The organism is Lysobacter capsici, from assembly GCF_018732085.1.
Classification (GTDB): Bacteria; Pseudomonadota; Gammaproteobacteria; order Xanthomonadales; family Xanthomonadaceae; genus Lysobacter; species Lysobacter capsici_A.
Window position 1 is genome coordinate 4520071 of record NZ_CP076103.1, and the last position, 14201, is coordinate 4534271.

Annotated in this window: 9 protein-coding genes; all 9 read right to left on the bottom strand. The window is 67.9% G+C overall.

Annotated features, from left to right (window positions below; genetic code table 11):
• Nucleotides 1-175: 175 nt before the first annotated feature.
• Nucleotides 176-706 (bottom strand): hypothetical protein, encoded by a 531-nt coding sequence (locus KME82_RS18860; RefSeq protein WP_215495387.1) that lies wholly within the window; start codon nucleotides 704-706, stop codon nucleotides 176-178.
• A 291-nt stretch (nucleotides 707-997) separates the two neighbouring features.
• Nucleotides 998-2443 carry a S8 family serine peptidase gene (locus tag KME82_RS18865; RefSeq protein WP_215495388.1) on the bottom strand — a complete coding sequence of 482 codons (1446 nt, stop codon included), beginning with the start codon at nucleotides 2441-2443 and terminating at the stop codon, nucleotides 998-1000.
• Nucleotides 2444-3035: 592 nt separating this feature from the next.
• On the bottom strand, nucleotides 3036-4817 hold the full coding sequence (locus tag KME82_RS18870; RefSeq protein ID WP_215495389.1) for a S8 family peptidase: 1782 nt from the start codon (nucleotides 4815-4817) through the stop codon (nucleotides 3036-3038).
• 811 nt (nucleotides 4818-5628) lie between these two features.
• Nucleotides 5629-6309: an NAD-dependent epimerase/dehydratase family protein gene (locus KME82_RS18875; RefSeq protein WP_215495390.1), complete on the bottom strand. Its 681-nt coding sequence runs from the start codon at nucleotides 6307-6309 to the stop codon at nucleotides 5629-5631.
• Nucleotides 6306-7298 (bottom strand): oxidoreductase, encoded by a 993-nt coding sequence (locus tag KME82_RS18880; protein ID WP_215495391.1) that lies wholly within the window; start codon nucleotides 7296-7298, stop codon nucleotides 6306-6308. Before KME82_RS18880 ends, KME82_RS18875 begins: the two co-directional genes overlap by 4 nt.
• Nucleotides 7299-7317: 19 nt before the next feature.
• The gene (locus KME82_RS18885; protein ID WP_215495392.1) at nucleotides 7318-8211 is read right to left on the bottom strand and encodes an SDR family NAD(P)-dependent oxidoreductase; all 894 of its coding nucleotides are present in this window, start codon (nucleotides 8209-8211) and stop codon (nucleotides 7318-7320) included.
• Between the two features lie 118 nt (nucleotides 8212-8329).
• On the bottom strand, nucleotides 8330-8905 hold the full coding sequence (locus KME82_RS18890; protein WP_215495393.1) for a TetR/AcrR family transcriptional regulator: 576 nt from the start codon (nucleotides 8903-8905) through the stop codon (nucleotides 8330-8332).
• 519 nt (nucleotides 8906-9424) lie between these two features.
• The gene (locus KME82_RS18895) at nucleotides 9425-11632 is read right to left on the bottom strand and encodes a S8 family serine peptidase (RefSeq protein WP_215495394.1); all 2208 of its coding nucleotides are present in this window, start codon (nucleotides 11630-11632) and stop codon (nucleotides 9425-9427) included.
• Between the two features lie 473 nt (nucleotides 11633-12105).
• A complete protein-coding gene (locus tag KME82_RS18900) occupies nucleotides 12106-13956 on the bottom strand; it encodes a S8 family peptidase (protein WP_215495395.1) in 1851 nt (616 codons plus the stop codon).
• Nucleotides 13957-14201: the final 245 nt, after the last annotated feature.

The following is a 14201-nucleotide window of genomic DNA, read 5'->3' on the forward strand; positions in this document are numbered from 1 at the left end:
GCATCGTAAAATTGCTGCGCGAATTGAATATTTTCTGCACGCATAAACACTGTTTCGGTGCTTCGACGCTACTGCGGCGCAACAGAAAAACCCCGGCAATGCCGGGGTTTTTGTTGACTGTCCAGTTGGGCCGCGCACGCGGCCGAGCGACGCGATCGACGCCTCGCGAGCGCGCCTATTTGTCGATCACTGCCGGGCCGCGAATAATCGGGTCGAGCGCGATGTGATTGTCGGGCTCGATGAACTGCACGTCCGGGTCGTCGGCGAAGGTTTCCATCAGCCGCACCGCATCGGCGCGGTCGAGCGCCGGGCTGACGCTGAACACATCGGCCTGGATGCCCATGCGGTGTTTCCAGGTCAGCTTCAGGCCGCTCTTGTTGGCCAGGCCGGCGCGTTGCGCGGTCTGGTCCAGGCGCGGCTGCACCGCGCCTTGCCGGGTCAGCGGCCCGGTGCCGTCGCGGTACTTGACGATGAACTGGCCGAACGGCCCGGCGCCGACCGGCGCACCGACCTGGGCGCGGCCGGCGCCCTGCTTGGGCTGTGTGTCGCCGGGCTGGACGTATTGCGGCGGCGCCTGCTCGGGCTGGTTCTGATCGGGGCCGTTGCGGTCGGGCTGCACCGGTTGCGTACGCGGATCGGGCGAGCCGGTCTGCACGGGCTGCGGATCGGCGGATTTCGGATCGGAGGGATTGGTGCCGGATGCCATGCAGGCGCTCACTGAGAAGGAAAGCAACACGGCCACGGCGGGCAGCCAGCGTGTGCGGATCGAGGATGACATGCGGGCAGCTCCTGAGGTGGAACAGGTTTCAACGCAGGCCCGAACCGATCGGGGTCGAGCTGGCGCCGTAGACGCCAAAACCGTGCCGAACGCAGCAGGCCGGTTTCATTCTTGCACAACCGGCATGACGAACCCGGCGACGCAATCGTCGCCGGGTGAAGGGCGCAGGCGGACTGAACGCGCGCCGGCCCGAGTCCGGACCGACGCCGTCGTGCAGGATCAAGGCGTGGCCGAGCGCGCCCTCGCCACCGCCGCGGCCGCGTCGACCAGACCGGCGCCGCAACCGCCGGGGCAGTTGGCCGCGCTGATCGGACGCGCGGTCGTCGCCAGGATCTGGCGCACCTGTTCGAAGGTCCTGGGCGTGGGCGCGGCGGCCTGGATCATCGCGATCACGCCGGCCACGTGCGGCGTGGCCATCGAAGTGCCGTCCAGGTATTCGTAGCGGCTGCCCGAATAGGTCGACAGGATGCCCTGGGTCAGATGCTGGCGCGTGCATTCCTGCGGCTTGTTGACGAAGCGGCCCAGCGGCAGGAATTCGGTCGACGGCGAGCAGCTTTCGCCGCCCGGCGCGGTGATGTCGATGCCGGCGCCGTAGCCCGAATACCAGGCGCGGCGGCTGCCCTGATCGCTGGCGGCCACGGTGATCACGTTGTTGCAGCTGGCCGGGGTGAAACCGCGCACGTCGATATTGTTGTTGCCGGCGGCGGCGGCCACGATCGTGCCGTTGGCGGTCGCGGTGTTGATCGCGGCCTGCCACGCCGGCGTCTGCGAACACGCCGTGGGCGTGCCGACCGACAGGTTGATGACATCGGCCGGATTGGGATTGGCCGGCACGCCCGCCACGCGTCCGCCCGAGGCCCAGACGATGCCGTCGGCCAGATCGGACATGAAGCTGTTGCTGCCCTGTCCGAGCACGCGCACCGGAACGATCTTGACGCCCGGCGCCACGCCGGCGACGCCGACGCCGTTGCCGGTCACCGCCGCGACCGTGCCGGCGACGTGGGTGCCGTGCGGCAGCGACGGCGCGTAGACGGTGTCGGTCGGATTGGGATCGCGTCCGTTGCCGTCGCTCACCGACAGCATGTCGTAGCCGGCGATCACGTTGCCGTTCAAATCCGGGTGCGAAACGATGCCGGTGTCGACCACCGCCACCACCGCGCCGCTGCCGTCGCTGGTGGCCCATGCGCTCGGCGCGCGAATGCCGACCGCGCTGTCGGCCAGGTCCCATTGCTCGGCGAAGCGCGGGTCGTTCGGCAAGGCGGTGATGTCCACCGGCAGATCCGCCTGCACCCATTCGACATTCGGATCGTCGGCGATCCGCCGGATCAGCGCCTGGGTCTGCGCGCGGCTCAACGGCACGTCGCTGGCCACGACATCGCTGCCGATCGCCATGCGCCGCAGCCGCGTGAGCACCGGCGTCGACTTGCCCGATACCAGACCCAGACCGGCGCGGCGCAACGAGGCGTCGACCGCGGCGGCGTGGCGCGCCGGCGCGCTGCCGGCGACGAATTTGACGATCAACTGCCGGTAGGTCCGGCCGTCCTGCAGGCCCGCCACATGGGCCTGGCCGGCGAACGCCGGAACGGCGGCCAGGCCGCCCAGCGCCAGCAGCGCCGCGGCGGCGAACGAATGCACACGCCGGTTACTATCGGAACGCGATTTCATGAGAAAGAACCCCTGACTGAATGCCGCATGGCGGCGAACTGCAACGTTCCCGCGTTCGCAGCGCGCGCGAGGCGAGCGACGGGACATTCGATGCGGACGCGACGCATGCCGCGTCCTTGTCTCGACGATAGGCAGCAAAAAAAAACCGCGGCAAGCCGGCGACACAACATGAGCGCGTTCGAAAACCGTCGCCGATCACATATCGCGACATCGCGCGTCGCGCGATTTGCACAACGAAATAGCGGGTTTTTCCCCTATTCTGACTCGTCCGATTCGCGGTGCGGACAGGTCGTATTGCGCATTCGGCGCATCATTCATGCGTAACGAGTGCGAATATCTATGCGTCGCATTCCACCGCATCGCACCCGGCCCCGTGCATGCATCGATCCGGATCCGGATGGCTTCGAGCTGCCACTATCGGATTGTCGTTCGCATCGCGCACATGCTCGTTGCGCGCATCTGCGCGCGGGCGATCGCCCCGGCCGTCGCGGGCGGATCGCAAAAACCACCCGCGAGTCCGGATCACGAGCAAAAACAAACCCCGGCCTCGCGGCCGGGGTTCGGGTCGAACGTCAGTTCCTCGCAACCGCAATCAGAAGGTGATGCTCCAGGTGTCGATGCGGCCGACGTCCTGCGCGGCGCGATCGGCGGCGCGCAGTTTCCAGGTGCCGTTGAGCGCTTCGCTTGACAGGTTCAGGGTGAAGGTGCCGCTGACGTTGTCGGCGGCGGCGCCGGTGCGGTTGTGGATGTTGTAGACCGAACCGTCCGGCGCGATCAGGTCGACGATCAGGTCGCCCTTGTACGGGTGGATGATGTTGACCGTCACCGAGGCGTTGCTCGGCGCGTTGCCGGTGCGGCCCGACACCGCGATGCTGCTCGACACGCCGGTCGCGTTGTTGTCCGGGATGTTGTAGTCGGTGCCGTTGCTGTAGGTCTGCGTACCGGTCGGCGGGGTGGTGCCGTTGACCGCATCGAGCGCGGCCTTGGCGTTGACGATGCCGGCGCCGCAACCGCCCGAGCAAGCGCCCGGCAGCGCACGCGCGGTGCTCTTGAGCAGGGCTTCGATTTCGGCCGGGGTCTTCGGCGTGGTGGCCTTGGACTGCAGCAGCGCGACCACGCCGGCGACGTGCGGCGAGGCCATCGAGGTGCCGCTCATGTACACGTACTGCTCGCTGCCCTGAGTGGTGGTGCCGCTGTTGTGGGTCGAGGCGATCTGGTCGCCCGGCGCGGACACGTCGATGCCGGTGCCGTAGTTGGAATAGCTGGCCTTGGCGCCGGTCGAGGTGGTCGCCGCGACCGCGATGACGTTGGCGCAGTTGGCCGGGGTCGAGGTCGACACGTTCGCGCTTTCGTTGCCGGCCGCCACCACGATGGTGGTGCCGCGACCGACCGCGCCGTTGATCGCGGTCTGGTAGCTGCTCGGGCAGGCGCCGCCGCCGCCGAGGCTCATGTTGATCACTTCGGCCGGGTTGGCGTTGGCCGGGATGCCCGACACGGTGCCGCCCGAAGCCCACACGATCGCGTCGGAGATGTCGGAGTCGTAACCGCCGCAGCGGCCGAGCACGCGCACCGGCACGACCTTGGCGTTGAACGCGGTGCCGGCCACGCCCTTGGCGTTGTTGGTCACCGCCGCGATGGTGCCGGCGACGTGGGTGCCGTGCCAGCTCGAATCGCCGGCCGGCGCGTCGTAACCGGGCGAATCGCATTCGGTGGCGTTGTTCCAGTCGCCTTCGTCGTTCGGATTGGAATCGCGGCCGTCGCCGTCGCGCGAAACGAAGGTGTCGGAGATGAAGTCGTAACCGGGCAGGATGTTGGCGTTGAGATCGCTGTGCGGGGTGATGCCGGTGTCGAGCACCGCGACCACCGAACCGGTGCCAGTGGCGACGTCCCAGGCCTGGTCGGCGCGGATGCCGCCGTTGGCGCCGTTGAAGCCGTACTGCACGCCGTAGTGGGTGTCGTTCGGGGTCAGCTTGTGCTGGCGCAGCACGTCGACTTCGACGTATTCCACGTTCGGATCGGCGGCGATCTGGCGCATCAGCGATTCGGCCTGGCTGCGGTCGAGCGCGCGGTCGCTGCGCACGACGTCGGCGCCGATCGCGGTGCGGCGCAGATGGCTCAGGCCGAACGCGGCCACGCCGCGGGTCTTGCCGGCGGTGCTGCTGGCCGCGGCGTTGAGCGCTTTCTGCACGTTCGCCGCGCTGCTGCGCTGCGCGCTGTTGTTGCTGTACTTGACGATGAAGCGATCGAATTTCTGCGCGGTCTGCAGACCGCTCAGGTTGATGCGTTCGGCGGCGAACGCGCTGCCGGCGGTGCTGGCCAATACCAGAGCCGTGGCGACGGCCAGAGCGTGCGTGCGATGAGTGCGGACGGACATCGTATGAAACCCCCGAGAAAGCCGCGAGCGCGGCACAGTGGTCCGGTGCGAGGACGGCAACGACGAGAAGCCGCGTCGCCCGGACGGTTTACGGACGCGTATCCGGCGTGCGGCCGGTAAGCGTCCTTTGATTCACGCTAACGAGTGCGCGAACTCGGGGACAAGGGTTTTTCTGGGATTTTTTACGCCTCAATGGTGAAACGAATCACGCATTGATTACGCGGTTGTGTGCCGAGTGTCACAACGCAGAAGCGCGGAAACACCCTACCCACGGGATGTGCGCCATGTGTCTGGACTGGACTGTGAATGGGTGGCCGGAGTGGTTGTGACCGGGGCCGTCGCGACTTCGGAACTGTGCCCGATGAAGCCCTGGATTCCCGCTTTCGCGGGGATGGCGATTACACACATCCGCTGCGTCCGACGGGTTCCGTCGGGATGATCACTACGAACGTTCGCTGCGTACGGAAGTTTCGTCGGGATGACGATTACGAACAAACGGTGCGTACGGCGAATTCCGCAGGGATGGCCATTACGAACATGCCTTGTGTACGGCAGTTTTCATCGGGACAGCAATTGCAAACAAACGCTACGCGCGACGAGGTCCGTCGGGACGACCACTATGAATATGCGTTGCCTGCGGCAAGTCTGGCCGGGTGACGATTATGAACATTCGCCGTGCATTCGCCATGCATGCTGAGTTCGATGATGCGGCGGGTCGTAATCGCCGTGGCGCACGCGGCGACCAATTAAGGACGCGACACCGTAGTCCCAGGCATGGACGCCGCCTCACGCGCGTCCACGCCGGCTACGCTCAACCGCCCTGCTCGCGCCGCGCGATCGCCTCGATGTCGGCCGGTTCCAAAATCGCCTTGTCCGCGCCCTTGCGCGCGACGCCGAGCATCGCCAGGCCGATGGTGCGCGTACTCGCGACCTGATTGGGCAGCAGTGCGCGCGCCAGGTGCCAGACCGGTTTGGTCCAGCGGTACAGGCCGCGCAGGCGCGCGTCCTTCGGCGCGATGCCGTCGAGCGGCAGGATCGCGCCGGGCCGGAACAGATACGTCGCCTTGAAGCCGAGCCGCTGCAATTCGTTCTCGGTGCGGCCCTTGACCCGCGCCCACATCACCCGCCCCTGCTCGCTGCTGTCGGTGCCGGTCCCGGTGACGTAGGTGAACACCATCGCCGGGTTCAAGCGCGCCAGGGTGCGCGCGGCGGCCATCGTGTAGTCGTGGGTGATGCGGGTGTAGTCGGCCTCGTTCATGCCCAGCGAGCTCACGCCCAGGCAGAAGAAGCAGGCATCGAAGCCGCGCAACCGGTCTTCGATCGCGCTGAAGTCGAGGAAGTCGGCATGCACCACTTCGCGCAGTTTCGCTTCGCCGCCGCCGGTCGCGCTGCGGCCGACGGTCTGCACGAGTTCGACATCGGCCGCGGCCAGGCATTCGCGCAACACGCCCTGCCCGACCATGCCGGTCGCGCCGAAGATCAGGACGTTCATGCGGTTCGCTCCCGGTCGGGCCGTATCGCGCCGCGCGCGGGTGCGGCGGTGTCGATCAGGGTTCGCGGCCAGCTTACTCCGGTCAGCTGCGCGGACACGTCCCACAGCCGCGCGGCGATGGCTTCGTCCTTGGCGTGCGCGCCGATCGTTGCGTCGGTCACCGGGCCGCGCAGTTCGAAGCGATCGCGTGGGCCGTAGTAACCCGCCGCTACGGCCTGCGCCGCGGCGGCGGCGTACACCGTCGGCAGTGCGCCGTCGGCCGCCGATTGGCTCGCCCATGGCTGAAACCAGCGCATGCCCAATCGCGTCAACCACGCGTCGTTGCCGGGACCGTTGGCGATCAGATCGGTGCGCGCATAGCCCGGATGCGCGCCGTTGCTGATCAGGCCCCAGTCGCCGGCATTGCTGCGCCGCTGCAGTTCGAAGGCGAAACTCAGCATCGCCAGCTTCGACTGCGCATACGCGCGCCACGGCTTGTAGCGACGCTGCCATTGCAGATCGTCGAAGTGGATGTCGGCGAGCAGCTTGTGCGCGCCGCTGCTGACGTTGACCACGCGCGGCGCGGCGCCCTTGCGCAGCATCGGCAGCAGACGCGCGGTCAAGGCGTAGTGGCCGAGGTAGTTGGTGCCGAACTGCAGTTCGAAGCCGTCGGCGGTGGTCTGGCGTTGCGGCGGCGTCATCACCCCGGCGTTGTTGACCAGCACATCGAGCGCGTCGTGCTGCGCGGCGAAGCGCTCGGCGAAACGCGCGACCGAATCCAGGCTAGCGAGGTCCAGGTCTTCGTAACGCACCGTCGCCTGCGGATATGCCGCGCGAATCTGGCGCAGCGCGGCCGCGCCCTTGTCGGCGTTGCGGCCGGTGAGGATCACCTCGAACCGCGCGCCGGCCAGGGCCAGCGCGGTCTGCAGGCCGATGCCGCCGGTCGCGCCGGTGATGACCACGCGACGGCCGGGTTGCGCTTCGATGTCGCTGAGGGTGAAGGTTTTCATGAGTCGGGCGCCTTGGGCATCACAACGCGGGAAACGCGGGGATCGGACCGCTCGCGGCCGCGTCGGTGGATTGGCTGACCGCGCGCCAGCGTTCGCCGGCCTGCGCGCGCGCGGTTTCCACGTTGGATGCGTAGTGCAGCGCGTCGCTGCCGAGCAGCAGATGCAGCGGCGGCTGCGGGTGATCGGCGATGCCCAGCACGACCTGCGCCACCCGCGCCGGATCGCCGGACGCGCCCACGCTGATGCCCGGGTTGGCGGCGTCGCCCGCGAGCAGGCCGCGGAACAGTTCGACCATCGGGCCGAACGCCTCCTGGTACTCGGGCAGCATCCGCGGCAGATCGGCCATCGCCTCCACGCCCCAGCCGGTGCGCATGCCGCCGGGTTCGAGCGTGCAGACCTTGACCCCGAAACCCGCGGTTTCGGCCGCGAGCACTTCGCTGAAACCGCCGACCGCCCACTTCGCCGCCTGGTACGCCGACAGCCCCGGCGTGCCGATGCGGCCGCCGACCGAGGAGATCTGGATGATGTGGCCGCTGCGCTGCGCGCGCATGATCGGCAACACCGCGCGCGACAGGTTCACCACGCCGAACAGATTGGTTTCGATCTGATCGCGGAATTCGCCTTCGCCGGTCTGTTCGAACGGCGCCATGCGGCCGTAACCGGCGTTGTTGACCAGCACGTCGATGCGGCCGAACGCGGCCACCGCTTCGCGCGCGGCGCGATGCGCGGCGTGGGCGTCGACGACATCGAGCGCGAACGCGCGAACGCGCTCGCCGTGGCGCTCGACCAGATCGGCGAGTTGCGCCGGATCGCGCGCGGTGGCGAACAGACGATCGCCGCGCGCGAGCACGGCCTGCGCGATATCGCGACCCAGGCCGCGGTTGCTGCCGGTGACCAACCAGACTTTCGACATGACATGACTCCTTGAGGATTGCAGTGAGGGAAGACGCTAAAAAAAATGACTGATTACGCACTCATTAAATGACCGGAAAAACACCGCCGTCGGCGCCGTGCCTGACGCTCGGGCGGTTTCAGGCGGAGATCGCTTTCCAGAATGCGTCGAACCCGGCCTCGCGATACCGCTCGGCCTGGTCGGGTTCGCGCGCGACGAAATCCATGGTGACCTCGCCGATCGCGCCGAGCAGCGCGCCGACGAAGCTCGGCGACGGGCCGCACAGCAGGCCCAGCTCGACGCTTTGGTTCATGCGTGCGTTGAACACCGCGAACGCGCTCGCGCCGGCGGCGCGGCTGGCCTCGCTGACCCGGTCCGACAGCATCAGCGTGCTCATGACCTTGCGCTTGTGCGGATGCGCCACGCCCCAGTCGATGTAGGCGACCCAAAACCGATGGGTGAGTTCGCGCAGGTCGGCTTCGTCGACCCGGCTCAGGCCGGCGCTCATGACGTCGCGCATCTCGTACTTGAGTTCGAGATACAACTGGTTGAGCAGTTCGTCCTTGTTGGCGAAATAGGTGAACAAGGTGCCTTCGGCGACCCCGGCCTCGCGCGCGATCTTCGCCGTCGGCGCGGCCAGGCCCTGCTCGGCGAACACGCGGGTCGCGGCGAGCAGGATGGCGTTGCGTTTGTCTTCGCTGCGGGGACGGGCCATGGGACGGGGCTGGAATCAATTAATGAGTGATTGCTCAATCATAATTACGGCGGCGGCGATTGCAAGGGTCGGATGAGCGGCCGAGGGACGGCTTCGCTTCGGAACGGGGACCTCACCGCATACAAGCCGTTGTTCTTAAAACAAATATCGACTGGACGGCCGGGCGCGGTCAGTGGTGGATTTGCCGACGAACGGCATGCCCGGGTGATGCGCATCCCTGCCCTGCCTGCGGCTGCCCTGGGTGCGGATGATCGGAACAAGCACCTTGGCCGGCGGCGCCCGCGGGAACGCTCGGAGCGCTGGGCGCGATGGCGGCTGCACCGCTGCGGGAACGATCGCGGTCGCGGCTTGCGCCGCTCCTGCAGGGGGAATCCGGAATGGCGCTGTCTGCGAACCGGCGCGGTATGGCGCCGACGCGAACACGGCCGCATCGCTGCGGCCGTGTCGCCTTTCCCGGTGCTCGGGAGATGCTGCTCGGAATCTAGCCGCTCAGGACCTGCCTGCCCACGACTTGCCCGCTCAGAACTTGATGCTCCAGGTATCGATGCGGCCCACGTCGCTCGCGGCGCGATCGGCCGCACGCAGTTTCCAGGTGCCGTTCAAGGCTTCGCTCGACAGGTTGAAGGTGAACGTGCCGCTGACGTTGTCGGTGCTGGTGCCGGTGCGGTTGTGGATGTTGTAGACCGAGCCGTCGGGCGCGACCAGGTCGACGATCAGGTCGCCCTTGTACGGGTGGATGATGTTGACGGTCACTTCGGCGTTGCTCGGCGCGTTGCCGCTGCGGCCCGAGACGACGATGGCGCTGGTCACGCCGGTGGCGTTGTTGTCGGGGATGTTGACGTCGGTGCCGTTGGTGTAGGTCTGCACGCCGCTGGCGCTGACCGTGACCGAGGCGGTCTTGGTGTGGGTGGCGCCGCCGTTGTCGGTGACGGTCAGGGTGACGGTGTAGGTCCCGGCCGCGGCGTAGGTCTTGCTCGGGTTGGTCGCGGTCGAGCTGGTGCCGTCGCCGAAGTTCCAGCTGCGCGAAGCGATCGTGCCATCGGCGTCGGTCGAGCTGTCGGTGAAGCTCGCCGTCAGGCCGCTGACGCTGGAGCTGAAGTTCGCCACCGGCGCGGTGTTGCCCGGCGTGCCGCCGACCAGCGCTTCGACCGCATTGAACGCGCGCACCAGACCGAAGCCGTACTCGTTGTCGCGGCCGGCGGCGCCCAGGTCGAGCGCGGTGGAGGTGATCGCGTCGCGCACTTGAGTCGTCGTCGCCGACGGCTTGGCGCTGTACAGCAACGCCGCCACGCCGGCCACGTGCGGGCTCGCCATCGAGGTGCCGCTGAGCAGGCTGTAGGCGTTGACGTTGTAGATCACCACGCCGCTGACCGTGGCGGTCTGGCCGACCAGGCCGCGCAAGCTCACGCCGTCGGCCTGGCTGACGCTGACCGCGGGAATGGTCGAGGTGACGCCGTCGCCGAGCGTGCCGGAGAACGCGCCGGGCACGTTGTTGTAGATCACCACGCCCAGCGCGCCGCCGTTCTTCGCGTTGGCGACCTTGTCGCCGAAGGAGATGTCGCCGCGTTCGCACAGCACGACCTTGCCGCTCCAGCTGCCGGCCGCGGCGCAGCGCGCGCCGTCGACCATCGGCGCGCTGGCCGAAATCGCCGCCGCGCCGGTGAGCCCGGTCGCCTCGTAGCTGGCGCCGTTGACCGACACCGGCGTGCCTTTCTTCGGATAGGTGCTCAGCACGTCCACGCCCGGCGCGGCGATGTCGACCGCGTCGTTGAACTGCGAGCTCGCCGCCTTGACGTTGTTGATGTCGACCGAGGCCACCGAGATCACGTTGGCGTACGACGCCGGATAGCTCTTGGTCGCATTGCCGTCGTTGCCGGCCGCGGCCACCGACAGCACGCCCTGGTTGTAGAGGTTGGTGAAGGCGGTGTTCTCGCTGGTGCTGGACAGGCTGCCGCCCAGGCTCATGTTGATGACCTTGGCGCCGGCCTGCGCGCAGCGGTTGGCCGCGTCGACCAGGGTCGAGCTGTAGCTGAAGCCGCAGGTCGGGCCGTCGAAGTACTTGATGATGTGCAGCGATACCTTGCCGGGGCTGACGCCGACCACGCCGGTGCCGTTGCCGCCGACCGCGGCGATGGTGCCGGCGACATGGGTGCCGTGGCCGCAGGTGTCGGTGTTCCACGACTGCCCGCTGGGCGCGTAGCCGGTGATGGTGATGCCGGCGAAATCTTCGTGATCGGCCTTGATGCCCGAATCGATCACGCACACCTTGACCCCGGTGCCGTCGGCGCCGGTGGCGACCACGTCGGGCGCCTGCACCTTGGTGATGCCGTACGGCAGCGATTCGGCCATCGGATAACGCGGCACGTCCTGCTCGATGACAAGATTTTTGTCGGCGCGCAGCTTGCGCAGCACCTCGGGCGGCAAGGTCATCACCACCGCGTTGAGATTGTCGAACTCGTAATGGGTCTTGCCGTCGCCGATGCTCGGCGCGACCACGCCGGCCGCTTTCGCGCTGCTCGCGCTCAACGCCCGCACGGTGCTGACGGTCTGCTGGATCTGCGCCTTGACCTGGGCCTTCTGACCGGGCGCGAAGCGGATCCACACGCGATTCGGATCGCCCGGCGATTGCTGCTCGGGCGGCGCGCCGTGGGCGATGCCGGCCATGCACAGCGCAACCGCTGCGGTAAGCGCGCGGATGCGCGGATGAGGTTTGGACACGATGTGCATTGCGATTCCCCGAGTAAGTGGTTTGCAGCGTTCGAAGGCGGCGGTGCCGGCAAGCGGCACGGCGCTGGGCGCGGATCCGTTGGCCCGATCCGAAATCCATACTTCGCGAGGGGGTGGGCGAATGGAAGGCGCAGACATCGATGTCGCCGGGGTGGAATCGTCTGTGCGGTCACATTTTCAGCAAGAAAATTTTTCCGCTGCTGAAATCATGTGCATGCAGGTCACATCTTGCGTTGATGTGGTTTGTCGTTTGGCACCGGCAATCCCATCGGTGGCCGCCATATGCCCTTCGCGCATGCGCTGGACATGGCCACGTTGGCACGACCGCGTCGGCCATCGCACCGCCGCGGCGGGCATTGCGACTACGAAAAAACCCGGCCGAAGCCGGGTTCGAAAGGGCGCGAACGCGGCCGCATCGCCGCGGCCGCGTCGCACCCTCAATCACCGCGCGCGGCGATCGCGCCCGCGGCGGATCAGAACTTGATGCTCCAACTGTCGATCCGGCCGGTGTCCTGCGCGTCGCGATCGGCCGCGCGCAGCTTCCAGGTGCCGTTGAGCGCCTCGCTGGACAGGTTGACCGTATAGGTCTGGTTGATGTTGTCGGCGTCGGCGCCGGTGCGGCTGTGCAGATTGTAGACCGAGCCGTCCGGCGCGATCAGGTCGACGATCAAGTCGCCCTGATAGGTGTGGACGATGCCGACCGTGACCTGCGCATTGCCGGGCGCGTTGCCGGTGCGGCCGGCCACGGTGATGCTGGTCGACACGCCGGTGGCGTTGTTGTCCGGAATGTTCGCGTCGGTGTCGTTGCTGTAGGTCTGCGCACCCGGATTGCCCGTGCCCTGCGCCGCGGCGACCGCGGCGGCGGCATTGACGATGCCGGCGCCGATCGGCTTGGTGCCCGGCGACACCGGGAACGCGCGCGCGGTGTTCTTGAGCAGGGTGCGCATCTGTTCCTGGGTCAACGGCGTCGGCGCCACCGACTGCACCAGCGCGGCGACGCCGGCGACGTGCGGCGCGGCCATCGAGGTGCCGTCGTAGGACAAGTACGTTTCCGTGGTCGGTCCACGGGTACCGTTGTTGCTGGTGGACAGAATGCCCGAGCCCGGCGCGGCGATATCGACCCCCGCGCCGTAGTTGGAGAAGGACGAGCGCGCGCCGCTGGAAGTGACCGAGCCGACCGAGATCACCGTCCCGCAATTGGTCAGGGTGTAGCCGACCGGCTGGCCCGCGCGATCGAGCGCGGTCAAGGAGTCGGCGTTCGAATTGCCCGCCGCGACCACGATGATCGTGCCGCGCGCGGCCGCGTCGACCACGGCGTCCTTGTAGATCTGCGGGCAGGCGCTCGGCGCGCTGCCGCCCAGGCTCATGTTGATCACGTCGGCCGGATTGGGATTGGCCGGAACGCCCGGCACCGAACCGCCCGAGGCCCAGACGATGGCGTCGGAAATATCCGAGCCGTAACCGCCGCAGCGGCCCAACACGCGCACCGGCACGATCTTGGCGGCATGCGCCGTGCCGGCCACGCCCTTGGTGTTGTTGGTGACGGCGGCGACGGTGCCGGCGACATGGGTGCCATGCCAGTTGGAGTTCCGGGCCGCCGTGCCCGGGCCGCACTGGCCGGCATCGAAACCGTTGCCGGGATCGGCCGGATTGGCGTCGCGGCCGTCGCCGTCGTTGGCGACGAAGAAACCGCCCGGCGGCAAGCCCTCATCCGGCGGATCGCCGCTGATGAAGTCGTAGCCGGCGATGACGTTGCCGTTGAGATCGGTGTGGCTGACCACGCCGGTGTCGATCACCGCCACCACCGTGCCCTCGCCCTTGGTCACGTCCCAGGCGGTGGTCGCGCGGATGCCGCCGTTGCCGGCGCCGAAACCGAACTGCTGGTTGAAATTGGTGTCGTTCGGGGTGAAGTAGGGAACCATGAAGATGTCGTTGGACACCGACTCCACCGCCGGATCGGCGGCGAGCTGGCGCATCAGCGCGGCCGCTTCGTCGCGGCTGAGCGCGCGGCTGCTGAGCACCACGTCGGCGCCGCCGGCGGTGCGGCGCAGGCGCTTGAGCTGCACGGCCCGCTTGCCGCCGCCCAGGCGGTTGCTGGTCGCGCTGGCGGCGCCGGCGATGGCCTTGTTGAAGCTGGCGACGTCGCCGCGCGGCGCGCTGCCGCTGCGGTACTTGAGCACGAAACGGCCGAACTGCTGGCTGCCGTCGACATTGAGGCTGCTCAGATCGACGCGATCGGCGGCGAGCGCGGAACCCGACGCGGCGGCGATCGCCAAGGCGGTGGCGGCGGCGAGCAGGGTGAACGAGTTGGAACGTGCGGACATCGGTTGAAGCCCCCTGACAGAACATGGGCCGCATGCGCGGCAATGAACCGGCCGCGATCGCGCGGAACCGTCTACGCGTCGCGGGTCGGATGCAGCAGGCCCGCACCGCGGCGCGGACCGTGGGATTCACGCTAGAACGTCCGCCGCCCGCACGGCGCGGTTTCGCCGTGCGTGCCATCACGATTTTTTGCGACGCCTATCACCGAAGCCGGCGAATAGGACGAGTCCTAATCGCAACCACCGGT

Excerpts from the sequence above, each read along its gene's own strand:
- KME82_RS18870 (WP_215495389.1), bottom strand. The coding sequence starts at position 4,817 with ATGTCCGTCCGCACTCATCGCACGCACGCTCTGGCCGTCGCCACGGCT.
- KME82_RS18875 (WP_215495390.1), bottom strand. The coding sequence starts at position 6,309 with ATGAACGTCCTGATCTTCGGCGCGACCGGCATGGTCGGGCAGGGCGTG.
- KME82_RS18885 (WP_215495392.1), bottom strand. The coding sequence starts at position 8,211 with ATGTCGAAAGTCTGGTTGGTCACCGGCAGCAACCGCGGCCTGGGTCGC.
- KME82_RS18860 (WP_215495387.1), bottom strand. The coding sequence starts at position 706 with ATGGCATCCGGCACCAATCCCTCCGATCCGAAATCCGCCGATCCGCAG.
- KME82_RS18895 (WP_215495394.1), bottom strand. The coding sequence starts at position 11,632 with ATGCACATCGTGTCCAAACCTCATCCGCGCATCCGCGCGCTTACCGCA.
- KME82_RS18880 (WP_215495391.1), bottom strand. The coding sequence starts at position 7,298 with ATGAAAACCTTCACCCTCAGCGACATCGAAGCGCAACCCGGCCGTCGC.
- KME82_RS18900 (WP_215495395.1), bottom strand. The coding sequence starts at position 13,956 with ATGTCCGCACGTTCCAACTCGTTCACCCTGCTCGCCGCCGCCACCGCC.
- KME82_RS18865 (WP_215495388.1), bottom strand. The coding sequence starts at position 2,443 with ATGAAATCGCGTTCCGATAGTAACCGGCGTGTGCATTCGTTCGCCGCC.
- KME82_RS18890 (WP_215495393.1), bottom strand. The coding sequence starts at position 8,905 with ATGGCCCGTCCCCGCAGCGAAGACAAACGCAACGCCATCCTGCTCGCC.